This window comes from Streptomyces sp. NBC_00448, from assembly GCF_036014115.1.
GTDB lineage: Bacteria > Actinomycetota > Actinomycetes > Streptomycetales > Streptomycetaceae > Actinacidiphila.
Genome location: NZ_CP107913.1, coordinates 9127747 through 9140539, shown reverse-complemented (window position 1 = coordinate 9140539; position 12793 = coordinate 9127747). Strand labels below are relative to the sequence as shown.

Genomic DNA, 12793 nt, shown 5'->3' with positions numbered 1-12793 from the left:
GAGCTCGCCCACGCCCCCCTCGCCCCCTTGGGAGCACTGATGGCTCACTTTCTGCGAAAGCTTGTGGTGGCCACGGCCTCGGCCGGTTGCCTCGCCCTGGGCACGACGGTAGCGGGCGGCGGCCCCGCCGTCGCTGCGACCACCCCCGCCAACCCCTTCCCGACCCACGTGACTTACCGGACCGGCGTCATGCCGTCGGCGTCCGCGGCCACCCGCGACACCGCCGTCAAGAAGCAGTACGACGCCTGGAAGAGTGCCTATCTCGTCCAGGGCTGCGCCTCCAACGAGTACTACGTATCCACCAAGGGCGACGGTGACGCCCCCCACAACGGCCCGGTCTCGGAGGGCCAGGGCTACGGCATGAACATCGTGCCCCTCATGGCCGGTTACGACGCGAACGCCAAGGTCGAGTTCGACGGCATGTGGCAGTTGGTCAAGGACCACGAGGACCAGTACGGCCTGATGCAGTGGCAGCTGGACGGCACCACCTGCAAATACACCGACAGCGGCACCCCGGACTCTGCCACCGACGGCGATCTGGACATCGGCTACGGCCTGGTCCTCGCCGACAAGCAGTGGGGAGGCTACACCAGCGACGCCAAGGCGTGGCTCGGCCGGATCTACGCTCACGACGTGGCTGCCGACGGCCACCTCAAGTGCGAGGACGACGGTCCGTCCACCGACACCCGGCCGTCTGACATGATGCTCGATCACCTGCGGGCCTTCGCCGCGTACGACACCGCACACGACTGGAACAAGGTCGTCTCCCGCACCGAGGCGATCATCAACGAGTTCACCGGTACGTACTCCGCCACCAAGGGACTGCTGTCGGACTTCGTGGTGAACGCGAACACCACCAGCCCCAAGCCAGCCCCCGCGAACTACCAGGAGAGTCAGCCGGACAACATCGTCGGCTACAACTCCATCCGCGTGCCCTGGCACATGGGGACCGACGCCCTGCTCAACGGCACCACCACGGCCGCCACGGCCTACAACGATGCCAAGAAGTGGTCGGCCTGCGCCAAGTCCGTCTCCGGGAGCGACCCGAAGAAGGTCTACCCGCACCTGAACCTGAACTGCACCGCCTACTCCACCTCCGACCAGGCCGAAGAGGCCGGCGACTCGGTGGGCCCGGCCGCCATGGCCGCCGGAGACCAGGCGTGGACCGACACGATCTGGAACCAGCTCGCCACCAACCCCTTCGGTGACGGTTACTTCGGCGAGACCATCAAGACCCTCGTCTACATCGTCATGGCCGGCGACTACTGGAACCCCGCCACGACGACCGCTCCGGCGAACGACTTCTCCGTCGCCGTCAGCCCCGCCTCAGGAACCGCTGCTACTGGCGGCTCGACGACCGCCACCGTCACCACGGCAGTCACCTCCGGCTCCGCGCAGACGGTCACGCTCAGCGCCACCGGTGCGCCCGCCGGCGTCACGGTCTCCTTCAACCCGGCCTCGGTGACCGCCGGCGGCAGCGCGACCATGACGGTCACCGTCGGCACCGGAACCACAGCGGGCACGTATCCCCTCTCCGTGCTGGGCGCAGCCGCGTCCGGCAGCCACACCGCCGCTTACACCCTGACCATCGGCTCCACCGGCGGCGGTTGCACGGCCGCGCAACTGCTGGGCAACGCCGGCTTCGAGGGCGGCGCCACCGTCGCGCCGTGGACCCAGAGCTCGACGCTTGGCTTCGCGCCTATCAACAACGACACCGCTGACGAGCCCGCCCACTCCGGCGGCTGGGACGCCTGGACGAACGGCGACGGCAAGGCCGACACCGACACCGTCGCACAGACGGTGACCATCCCGGCTGCCTGCGCCGCCACCCTCTCGTACTGGCTGCACGTCGACACCACGGAGAACACCACGACAGCCACCCCCGACACCTTCAAGGTGCAGTTGCTCGACCAGGCCGGCACCGTCCTGACGACGCTGGCGACGTACTCCAACCTCAGCCACAACACCGGCTACACGCAGCACTCCCACGACGTGACGGCGTACGCGGGGCAGACCCTCACCGTGCGGTTCACCGGCACCGAGACCGACACCAACGGCGGTACGACCTCCTTCGTCGTGGACGACACCGCGCTCCAGACCCGCTGAACCCAGCCTGAGTCACATCTGATGCCCGGTTCCAGCCACAGCGCCGGCGCTTCCTGCGCCGACCCGGCTGGAACCGGGCGTCACCACATGCCTCTGGTGTCCCCGGAGGCCTGTGGCGCACCACGACCAGGGCCATCCGACAGTGCGGGCTTTCGGCCCGCAGTCTCGTATCCCACGCCGCAGACGGACCACCCGGAATTCGAACATCAAAACATCCCCGGCGACGGCGAGGAATGCTCATGAGCTCGTGCATGGTTACCCGTGGCGCTGCGGCTTCAGACTCTGGCCGACGTGATCGCCCAACTCGTCCCCCACCGCTCAGACCGCGATCATCGGCGTCGGCGAGATCCGGGTTCGGCGCCCCGCCGCACGACATCCCGGATGGACAAGGTTCATCTCCGGCAAGAGCCGGATGAACGCGATGAAGGCCCTATCCTCTGAGGACGGGTTCCGCGCGTATCCCGCGCACCGCGTCCGCCGGCCCCACCCACGGCTCGTCCGTCATTGCTGCTGTCCCCCGGCTCGCCGCAGCCCTTCTACCGGACCGCTCCCCGCCCTGACTTCACAGGCAGCCGCCACCACCATCAGGCGCGAATGCCGGCAACGCCGTGGTGCCTGACCTGACCTGGCCTGATGTCGGGTCGGGCGCATCTTCGCGGCCGTCAGCGGCGAGGAGAACGGACACCCTGAATCCTCCCGATTCCGTCCACTGGTGTCCCGCTCCGGCCCAGTTGTTCCGGGGCATTACCGGACCGGATTCCCGCTCCCTCACCGATACCCGCGGTACGGCGGTCCCACTGGCGCATGGACTCCTCGATCAGCCCGTTGGCGTGGTCCTGGGTCCCTGCCGGGAATTTGGCGCAGTACCTGAAGAGCGCTTGGATGCTCTGCCCGGCCCGGCAGGCGCACTCGGCCGGGTCAAGGTACACCACGATGGCGAACGTCAGGGCTGTCCGGCGGTCGGCGCACCCCGCAGATCACGTCGTGCCGTCCGACCACGACCAGTACCGGCAGGTCCACCGCCACCATCGCCTCGTCGGTGCTGATGGCCGGGATCGTGGCGAACACCCGCATCACTGCGGGGAGTTCGGGATGCCCCGCGTGCGCCGGGCGCTCCTGGCCGGGGCCCCGGAGGCTCGGGGAGCCTCCGGGGACCCGGCGTCACGCGGCGCGCCGGACAGAGCGGTTCAGGCCGCGGCGGCTCAGGTGCACTTCCCGGCGGGGCGGTCCCGCTTGACCAGGTTGGTCCACCCGGTCGTGCCGTCCAGCCACAGCACCCGCGTTCCGGTGTCGGCGGCGGGGAAGACCTGGTCGCCGCGGTCGCAGGAGACCCGCTGCAGGCCGCCCGCTCCATCCGGGGCCATCTGGTAGAGCTTCGGCAGCGTGTCGTTGTCCCACGTGGTGGCCGGTGGCACGCTGAGGACCGTGACCGCGTCGTCGGAGGCGGTGAGGGAGTAGCCGTACAGGGGCGTTCCCCGGGTCTCCGGGCTGAGGGTCACGGGGTCGGAGCCGTCGAGGTTCGCCCGGTCCAGCGAGACCCTGCCGCCGTCGGTGGGGTCGGTGTCGGCCATCCAGTAGACGCTGTCGGAGGTGACGGCGGTCTGGCCGATCGCGACGGTCCTGTCCTTGTCGATGGGCATCAAGGTGACCTTGCCGGTGTTCAGGTCCGTGGTCTCCACGCCCAGTTTGTAGCCGTCGGACTCGGGCCACGACTTGGCGTAGGCGATCACCCCGTCGTGCACCGAGGGCAGCGCCGTGCCGAGTTGGTACCGTCCGCCGTCCACCCACGTGCCGACGCCGGTCTTGATGTTCTGGTAGCCGACGTGCTGGTTGCCGTACGGGTCGGCCTCGGTGAACACCACGTAGTCGCCGTCGATGGCCACCGACGTGATGTCCGTGCCGGAGCCGTACACCGTCTTCACCGGGCCGCCGGCCAGCGGACGCACCTTGATCGTGATCGCGGTGGGGCCGAAGTCGGCCCAGGCGACGTTCTTGCCGTCGGTGTCGGGATAGACGTTGTAGTCGCCGTTGTTGGGGCTGACCAGGGTCGGGGCGCCCTTGCCGCTGGTGTTGCCGGCCCACACGGAGTACGGCTCGCTGCCGTCGTCGTTGCTCAGCGAGACCGCGTACTTGCCGCCGCCCGCGCCGAGGCCGGCCCCCGTGGTGTTCACCTTGGTGATCAGGGTGTCGGCGTCGACGCCGAGCGCGGTCTCCCAGCCGGGCACGATGCCGTGGGCGGCGAAGGCCCGCTTCACCGACTGCATCTGGGCCTTGGTGACGCCGAGTTCCGTCGCGGCGGCGATGACCGCGGCGCGGCCCTGGGTGAAGCCGTCCAGCGGCGTCATGTAGGAGGTCAGGGCCCGGTAGACGATCTGGTCGGCCAGGTCCCCGCCGAGGTCCTGCCGGATGTCCCACAGGGCTCCGGAGAAGATGGTGGAGTTCTCGTGCACCCCGCCGTCGTCACTGCGGTAGCTGACGCCGACGAAGTTCTTCGACGTGGTCGCTCCGTCGTCGAGGTCGCGCAGCGCGCAGTCGCGCGGGTCGGCGGTCACGCAGAGGTTCTCGCCGATCAGCGACGCGTCGGGATCGGTCATCGGGATGTGGTTGGCCTCGACGTCGATGGCGTTGCCGAAGTAGTCGGCGAGCGCCTCGTTCATCGCGCCGGACTGGCCGGCGTACACCAGGTTCGCGGTGTTCTGGATCACCCCGTGGGTCATCTCGTGGCCGACCACGTCGGCGTCCGCGGAGAAGGTCCGGTAGTCGCCGCCGCCCTGGCCGTAGACCATCTTGCTGCCGTCCCAGAAGGCGTTGTCGTACGGCTGCCCCTGGTCGACCACGCCGACGAGGGAGTTGATGGAGCCGCCCTTGCCGTCGAGGCTGTCCCGGCCGAACTTCGTCCGGTAGTAGTCGTAGACCTGGCCGGCCGCCCAGTGCGCGTCCACCGCGCCGTCGTCGGTGTACTCCGGGCCGAGGTCGGGGGTGGACGAGCTGAAGGGCTTGATGCCGCTGGGCCAGGCCCCCGAGGCGCTGGAGACCTCGCGGCCGCGGGCGTCGTAGGTGGTCAGTATGACGTTGCTGGCCCCGGTCCGCCGGCCGTAGTCGATCATCTGGTAGGCGCCGTCGGCGCCCTGGTAGAGGTTCAGCTCGGTCTGCTGACCGTTGTAGCGGACCCCCGTGCCCGGGACGACGAGCGCTTGCGGGTCGGCGCCGGGCGCGGGCGCCGTGCCGTCCTGGGGTGCGGTGCCGGTGGTCGCGGTGTCCGGGGCGGTGCCGGTGGTCGCGGTGTCCGGGGCGAACGTCTGGAGGGCGCTGTACTGGAGGACCGGAAAGCCGGAGCGGGCGTCGACGTACACCTCCTGCCGGACCGGCTCGCCGGTGCGGGGGTTGGTGCCGCTGACGGTGACGTGCCGGGTCAGCACGCCCTTGCCCTGGGGCAGTACGGTCAGGCCGTCCGCCGTGCCGGAGAGCGCGGGCTTCTTCGCCCCGGCCGTCTTCGGGTTCTTCGCCGGCCGGCCCGGGGGGCGGGTCAGGGGAGCGGCGCCGAGCTGCCCGGTGACGGCTCCGACGGCGCGGGTGATCGCGGTGCGGGCCGTGACCCGCGGCGTCGTCGTGGCCAGGTCGAGGGCGGAGAAGTACTGGCCCGAGGTGCCGGTGACGGTGCGTGTGCCGTCGCCGGTCCGCATCCGCACGACGTACTGGCCGCCGAGCACCGGCACGCCCTGGTAGTCCTGTTGGAGGCGGACGGTCTGGTCGTGGCCGCTGCTCTGCGTCGAGACCGTGGTGAGGTCACGGGCCGGGTCGGCGATGTGGTAGCGGCTCTTCTTCCCGGCGAGGTGGCCGCGCGCGGCGTCGGCGGCGCTTCCCTTGGCGTCGACCGCGTCGTGGAGGCCGGTGACCAGGGACGGGGTCTCGGTGCCGGTTTCGGTTCCGCCGCCGGTTCCGGTGCCGCCGCCGGTTCCGGGCAGCGCGGACGACGGCGCGGACACCGGTGCGGACTGCGCCTGCGCGTGTGCGGCGGGCATGGCGGCCATCACCAGCCCCGCGGCCGCGACCAGCGTCGCGATGCCCCTCCCGACGGCGGCGCCACCCGAGCGGTTCCCTGCTGTTCCGCCTGCTGCGACGGGTCTCCTGCGTGCCGGACTGCCCACGGTGCTGCCTCCGATGCCACGGGTTCGTGAACGGACGCGGCCATGAAAGTCGCGCGGCCGGCACCCGAACAAGGCTTCACCGGTACGGACTTGTGGACCTGCACACTTGTGTGGCCCGGGTGTGAGGACGAAGATCGTCGTCGTGGCATGGGAGGGAGTACAGGGCGACTGGGCGGCCCTCGGGCTGGGAGCCGACGAACTCGGCGTCTACGAAGCGCTGTGGGAGGTCCCCGCGTACCCCTCACATGACGCCCTGGCCGCGGCCCTCGGCCTGTCCGGCCGCCGTCTCACGGACGCTCTCGACCGGCTCGGCGCGTACGGCTTCACCCTGCCGCCCGCCGGCGGCTCCGGCCTGCCCCGCGCCGTCCCGCCGGCCACCGCGCTGCGCAACCTGATCCACCGTCGCCAGGCACACCTGCTGCGCGAGTCGGCCGACCTCGAGACGCTGGCCGGCTCGGTGGACCGGATCGCCGCCCAGCTCCTGAGCGCCACCCGGGCCGCCCCGGCCACCGGCATCGAGACGCTCCACGGCCGGGAGGCGATCGCCGAGCGGGTCAACTCGCTGCTGCTGTCCGCCCGCGAGGACCTGGCCCTGCTGGACCGGCCGCCGTACGCGGCCAGCGCCCCGGGCGGCATGCCGGCCCCGCTCGGCGTCGCCGACGCGGTACGGCGCGGCGTGCGGGTCCGCACGGTCGTGGACCGGGACGGCCTGAGCTATCCCGGCCGGGCCCGGGGGCTCAACGACCTCGCCGCCCAGGGCGTCCACCTCCGGTTGGGCACCAACCTGCCGACGAAGCTGATCACCGTGGACCGGCGGGTGACGCTGCTGCCGCCCACCGACGCGGCCGACCCCACCGCATCGGCGCTGGTGGTCAGTGACGCGCTGCTGAGCAACGCCCTCGTGCCGCTGTTCGACGCGGTGTGGGAACGCTCCATGCCGATCGGGGCGGCCCCGGGGGACGGGATCACCGAGCAGGACCGGGAGTTGCTGACACTGCTCACCTCCGGCCTGAAGGACGAGGCGATCGCCCGGCGGATGGACCTGCACGTCCACACCGTGCGGCGCCGGATCAGCCACCTGCTGCGGGCCCTCAACGCCGAGACCCGCTTCCAGGCCGGGGTCCAGGCCGCGCTCAGAGGATGGCTCACCACCTGAGCGGGGCGTCACGGCGGGGCGTCGAAATTACGTCATGACGTGCTCTCGCCTGCCCCAAAGCCCCCATGCGGAACGGGAGCTGGCGAATCTGGTGCTCACCCGCACCCGACGCACCCCTCCCCCGACGCACTGGAGAACATCCATGAGACGCACCAGACGCTGGCGGCCGATCGCCGCCTCGATCGCGGCAGCGGCCCTGATGGCGGTGGGGGCCACAGCGGCCACCGCGGCCGCGCCCACAGCCACCGCCACCGCCACCGACGCGGCGGACCGGACGTCGCCGGCGACCCCCGCCGGGACCGGCCGCGCGGTGTCCGTCACCTTGGTCACCGGCGATGTCGTGGACGCCCGGGTGGACAGCGGCGGCCGGGTCCTTTCGGCCGCCCCGCGCACGGTCACCGGCACCGACCACCCGGCCGCCGTGTGGCAGGACGGCGAGCGGACCTACATCTTCCCCGCGGGCGTCGAGAAGCTCATCGACGCCGGGCTCGTGGACCCCGAACTCTTCGACATCGGCAAGCTCGTCTCCGACGGCTACGACGACGCGTCCACCGGCACGATGCCCGTCATCGTCCAGTACGCGGGCGGCAAGGCGGCCCGCGCCGCCGTCCCCGGCGTCTCCACCACGTCGACGCTGGACTCCATCGGCGGCGCCGGCCTGGCGGTCACCAAGAAGGAGGCGGTCGATGCCTGGCAGGTCCTCGCCCCGAACGGCAGCAGGACCGCCCGCTCGGCCGGCGGCGTCACCAGGATCTGGCTCGACGCCAAGGTCACGGGCTCGGCCGTGACCGACCTGCCCGGCCCCACCGTCCCGCTGACCGGCGCCGCCACCGCGCACCGCGCCGGGCTCGACGGCTCCGGCGTCAAGGTCGCCGTCCTGGACACCGGCATCGACGCCGACCACCCGGACCTCGCGGGCCGGATCGCCGAGACGAAGGTGTTCGTCAACGGCGCCGACTCCGACGACCGCACCGGCCACGGCACCCACACCGCCTCGACGATCGCCGGCACCGGCGCCGCCTCCCACGGCACGTACGCGGGCATGGCTCCCAAGGCCGACCTGCTCGTCGGCAAGGTCCTCGGGGACGACGGTTCCGGCACCACCAGCGACATCATCAACGGCATGCAGTGGGCCGTCGCCGAGGGCGCCAAGGTCGTCTCCATGTCGCTGGGCGCGTCGGGTTCCGGCAGTTGCACCGGGCCCGACGTGGACGCCGTGCAGAGCCTGAGCGACAAGGCGCTGTTCGTGATCGCGGCGGGCAACGACGGCGTGCACCAGAGCGTCTCCACGCCCGGTTGCGCCCCCGCTGCCCTGACCGTCGGCGCGCTCGACCGCGACGACAGGACGGCCTCCTTCTCCAGCCGCGGCCCGTCCGTGGACGGCAAGAGCGCCAAGCCCGACATCGCCTCGCAGGGTGTCGACGTCGTTGCCGCGCGCGCGGGCGGCCGGGGCGACCTGGCGTACCAGACGATGTCCGGCACCTCGATGGCCACACCGCACGTCTCCGGCGGCGCGGCGCTGCTGTTCCAGCAGCACCCCGACTACACCCCGGCCCGCGTCAAGGCGTTGCTGACCTCGTCGGCCGCCGCGACCGACGTGCCCGTCCTGGAGCAGGGCGCCGGCCCGATGGACGTGGCGCGCGCCGTGACGCAGCCGGTCGTCGGTGACGCGCAGCCGCTGCTGGGCGACTTCGCGTATCCGCAGAAGGACCTCGACCCGGTCACCGAGCCGGTCACGCTGACCAACCTCACCGCCAAGGCCGTCACCCTCTCGGTCGGCGTCACCGACGTGCGCGGCGACGACGGTTCCCGCCTGGCGGGCTTCGCGCGGGCGGGCAAGGGCCTGGTCACCGTGCCCGCGCGCGGCACCGCCGACGTCCCCGTCGTCCTCGACCCCGGTGCCCGTCTCGACGCCGGCGACTACGGCACGGTCACCGGCCGCCTGGTCGCCACCGGTGCCCACGGGGTGCGGGTCACCGTGCCGTTCGGGGTCTCCATGGAGGCGCCGTCGGCGAACCTGACCGTCAAGGGCATCGACCGGCACGGCGACGCGGCCGCGTCCCCCTCGACGTTCCAGCTCTTCGACGATCACCACGACACCGCCGCTCGCTACGAACTCGGCTACCCGGCCGCGGGCGCCACCACGATCCGTGTCCCGCTGGGCAGTTACTCGCTCAGCGGCCTGATCATGACGCGTGACGTCGCCGGCGACGTCGGCGACGTCGCCTCCGTCTCGCAGATGTACGACCCGAAGGTCACCGTCTCCGGCGACACCACCGTCACCCTCGACGCCCGCGACGCCGACCGGATCTCCTGGAAGACCGACCGGCCCGCCCAGGCGCAGGGCTACGCCATCGGCGTCGCCGTCGCCCTCGACGACGCCCGCCAGCGCAAGGCGTCCTACATCGAGTCCGTGCCCGCGTACGTCAAGGAGATCTACGCGCAGAAGGTCTCCCATGCCGCTGACCTGACGTTCCTCGCCGCCGCGCGGGAGACGGCGCCGCTCGCCGCTCTCGTCACGGGCGGTGGCCGCACCCTGGACACGCTGCCCGTGCAGATGAGCACCGAGTTCGACGGCAAGGGCTCCGCCGAGGTCGTGCCGATCGGCTCGGGCTCGGACGCCGACTTCGCCGCCGCCGACCTCAAGGGCAAGATCGCCCTGGTCGACGCCGGGACCGGGGGCGGCAACGGCTACACCTGGCAGACGGCCGCCACCAAGGCGGGCGCGGCCGGTGTGCTCGCCGCCGTCCCCGACACCCAGGGCCGTTTCCAGGTCACCGGCAGCACGGGCGTGCCCGAGGCCACCATCACCTGGGACGACTCGCTGGCCCTCAAGGCCGAGGCGGCCGGCGGCACGGCCACGGTGAGCTGGTCGGGCACCGCGAGCGCCATGAGCCCGTACCTGTACAACCTGGCCACCACCTCGCAGGACGCCATCCGGCCCGGCGAGATCCGCACCCGCGACAAGGACCTGTCGCGGTCCGACGCCCGGTACCACGTGCAGAGCGCGTCGGACGCCACGTACTGGTCGGACGTCGAGGTCGGTGTCCCCGGCATCGCCTCCACCTGGGCGGGCGGCACCACGCTGCCGCTGCACGCGCCGCAGGAGCGCACCGAGTTCTTCACCCCGTCAGGCGACAGCGGCCTGGTGTGGACGACACTGATGCGCCGCGACCTGAGCCCATACGGCAGCACCGGCTACGACGGCCCGCACGCGTTCGCCACGGGCAGTTCCGACGCCGAGTGGTACAAGTCGCCCTACGGGCCGGTACGCAACACGTACAGCGCCCCGCTCATGACCCGTGACAGCGACCGTCTGACCTTCTCCATGGCGCCGTTCGGCGACGCGGGCGGCCACGACAACACCATCGGCTCCAACGACCGCGGCACCAGCCAACTCCTCATCGACGGGGTGCCGCAACCGTCCACGGCGGGCGTCTTCACGCTGCCGCAGGACAGCACCGAGCTGACGTTCCACCGGAACTGGCAGCGCCCGGCCACCGCCACCGACCGGGTGGGCCTCGCGTACGACACGACGTGGACGTTCCGGTCCGGCGCCGAGACCCAGGGCACCCAGCGACTCCTGATACCCCAGGTCGACGTCCCCTCCGACCTGCGCAACACGCGTCCGGCCGGTGTGGCGACGACGATCGGCCTGGGCGCCGTCGTGGACGGGACGACCGGTCCCGTCGCCCTGGACGACGTGACCTTGGAGTACGCCTACGGTTCCGAGACGACGACGGACGCGGTCGCGGACTGGCACGCCGCCACCGTCAAGCGCGTCCACGGCACCTGGCAGGCCTCGCTTCCGGGTGACGCCGCGGCGGGTGGCTTCGTCCACCTGCGCGTCACGCTGGCCGATGGCCAGGGCGCGACGGTGACCCAGACGATGATCCGGGCGTACGAGGTGAGTTGACGCCCGATCACCCCGGCAGGCCCGGTTCCGCTTCGGCGGGACCGGGCCCGTGGTCCGACGCCGGACAGCTCCAGACGGCGGGCGGGCGCCGGACGGCACGTCGTTCACCGGCTTCCACCGCCTCGCCGCCACCTCGACCGACGCCCGCCGCTACCCGGCCTCGGCCCTGGTCGCCCTCGACCACCAGCGGTGGGAGCACGAGTCCGCGTATGTCCCGCTGCGGCACACGTCCCGGCCCCGCGCCACGCCCTGTTCGTCCGCGGCGCGGGGCCGGCTCTCACCGCCTACGGCGGTCAGTACCGCAGCACCGCCGCCACACCGTCGGGGAGCGTTCCGTCGGGCACGAACATCACCCGGGACTCCGCCAACATGGCGTTCTCCACCAGTTGTTCGACGATGTCGGTAGCCACGCCGGACGCGCGGGCCGGCGGCTCCACATCCGGCTTCGGGTCCGGCAGCGTCACCGGTTCGGGGAACGGCACGACCTCCAACTCCCGCCCGTCGCCGCCGACCCTGCCCGCGAGCACCAGACTCTCCTCCACGACCAGTCGGCGCACCCGTTTGTCGGCGACCGCGGTCCACACCTGCGGGGCCCCGCTCGCGTACTTGTCCTGTGCGCGTGCCGCGTCCAGTTCCGCGACGGCTTCCGCGACCTGCCGGGCGTGGAAGTCCGCGAGGAGCGGCTCACACCGCTCCGCCACTTCCGCGGCCGGACGCGTGTTCATGCCGGTCAGCGGCAACGCGCCGGCGATCAGGTGTGCGTGGCCGTTGAGTCCCTTGAACGCCGAGAGCATCTTGTCGCTGCCGATGACGAACAGCGGCGCCCCGTTGTACTCCTTCATCACCGGCTTCAGCCGGGCGTCGACGGTCCGCAGATACTGCTTGACCCGCTCGCCGTGTCCCTCGTAAGGCGCCGAGTGGGGAATGGGCCCGGGCAGGGAATCCTCGGGTGAAGGGATCTGCGGCGAGTCGGGGAAGCCGTGCTCCCTCACCTCCACCAACTGCCGGTCCGACCCTCTGTACAGCCGGCACATCTCCTGATCGAGGACGAGGACCAGGTAGGGCTGCGAGCGCTGCTCGGCGGCCACGAGGTAACGAGTCAGGAACACCGTGGCGAACTCCACGCGCGGCGTGAGGGGCGACGTCAGTTGCCACACCTGGACGTCCTCCCCCGGCGTCACATAGATCACCAGCGCGTCGTGGGCACGGACCGGATCGGTCGCGTCCTCGATCACGTCAGGAACCAGCATGCGGTCCCGCAGCTCCAGCGCCGCGCCCCGCTCCACGTCCGGGTCTTCCGCCAGCTGTCGCCTGGCCTCGATGGTGAGGTCACGCAGCATGATGCGGTCCTTCTCGCCGAACGGGAAGTCCCGCTCGGTCGGCATGGCCAGGGTGATCGCGGGATACGGCCTCGGGGTGCGCAGGGCGGCCAGGATTTCGGGTGTCAGATCAGATATGTGAGCCATG

At 71.6% G+C, this 12793-nt stretch carries 6 protein-coding genes; 3 read left to right on the top strand and 3 right to left on the bottom strand.

Going from position 1 to position 12793, the window contains the following annotated elements; genetic code table 11:
- Window positions 1-39 precede the first annotated feature (39 nt).
- Window positions 40-2106: a glycosyl hydrolase family 8 gene (locus tag OG370_RS39165; protein WP_328472925.1), complete on the top strand. Its 2067-nt coding sequence runs from the start codon at window positions 40-42 to the stop codon at window positions 2104-2106.
- Window positions 2107-3024: 918 nt separating this feature from the next.
- Here OG370_RS39165 and OG370_RS39160 read toward each other — a convergent pair.
- On the bottom strand, window positions 3025-3174 hold the full coding sequence (locus tag OG370_RS39160; protein ID WP_328472923.1) for a hypothetical protein: 150 nt from the start codon (window positions 3172-3174) through the stop codon (window positions 3025-3027).
- A 134-nt stretch (window positions 3175-3308) separates the two neighbouring features.
- A complete protein-coding gene (locus tag OG370_RS39155; RefSeq protein WP_443060824.1) occupies window positions 3309-6128 on the bottom strand; it encodes a M4 family metallopeptidase in 2820 nt (939 codons plus the stop codon).
- Between the two features lie 247 nt (window positions 6129-6375).
- On the opposite strand from OG370_RS39155, the gene OG370_RS39150 reads away from it, so the two are divergent.
- Window positions 6376-7410, top strand: a complete 1035-nt coding sequence (locus OG370_RS39150) for a helix-turn-helix transcriptional regulator (RefSeq protein ID WP_328472919.1) — start codon at window positions 6376-6378, stop codon at window positions 7408-7410.
- A 142-nt stretch (window positions 7411-7552) separates the two neighbouring features.
- Window positions 7553-11326, top strand: coding sequence for a S8 family serine peptidase (locus OG370_RS39145; protein ID WP_328472917.1), 3774 nt, complete (start codon window positions 7553-7555; stop codon window positions 11324-11326).
- A gap of 293 nt (window positions 11327-11619) precedes the next feature.
- On the opposite strand, the gene OG370_RS39140 is transcribed toward OG370_RS39145, so the two are convergent.
- Window positions 11620-12792, bottom strand: coding sequence for a baeRF3 domain-containing protein (locus tag OG370_RS39140; protein ID WP_328472915.1), 1173 nt, complete (start codon window positions 12790-12792; stop codon window positions 11620-11622).
- Window position 12793: the final 1 nt, after the last annotated feature.

Bases quoted from the DNA above. Each gene is read 5' to 3' on its own strand.
- OG370_RS39155 (WP_443060824.1), bottom strand. From the start codon at position 6,128: ATGCCCGCCGCACACGCGCAGGCGCAGTCCGCACCGGTGTCCGCGCCG.
- OG370_RS39165 (WP_328472925.1), top strand. From the start codon at position 40: ATGGCTCACTTTCTGCGAAAGCTTGTGGTGGCCACGGCCTCGGCCGGT.
- OG370_RS39145 (WP_328472917.1), top strand. From the start codon at position 7,553: ATGAGACGCACCAGACGCTGGCGGCCGATCGCCGCCTCGATCGCGGCA.
- OG370_RS39140 (WP_328472915.1), bottom strand. From the start codon at position 12,792: ATGGCTCACATATCTGATCTGACACCCGAAATCCTGGCCGCCCTGCGC.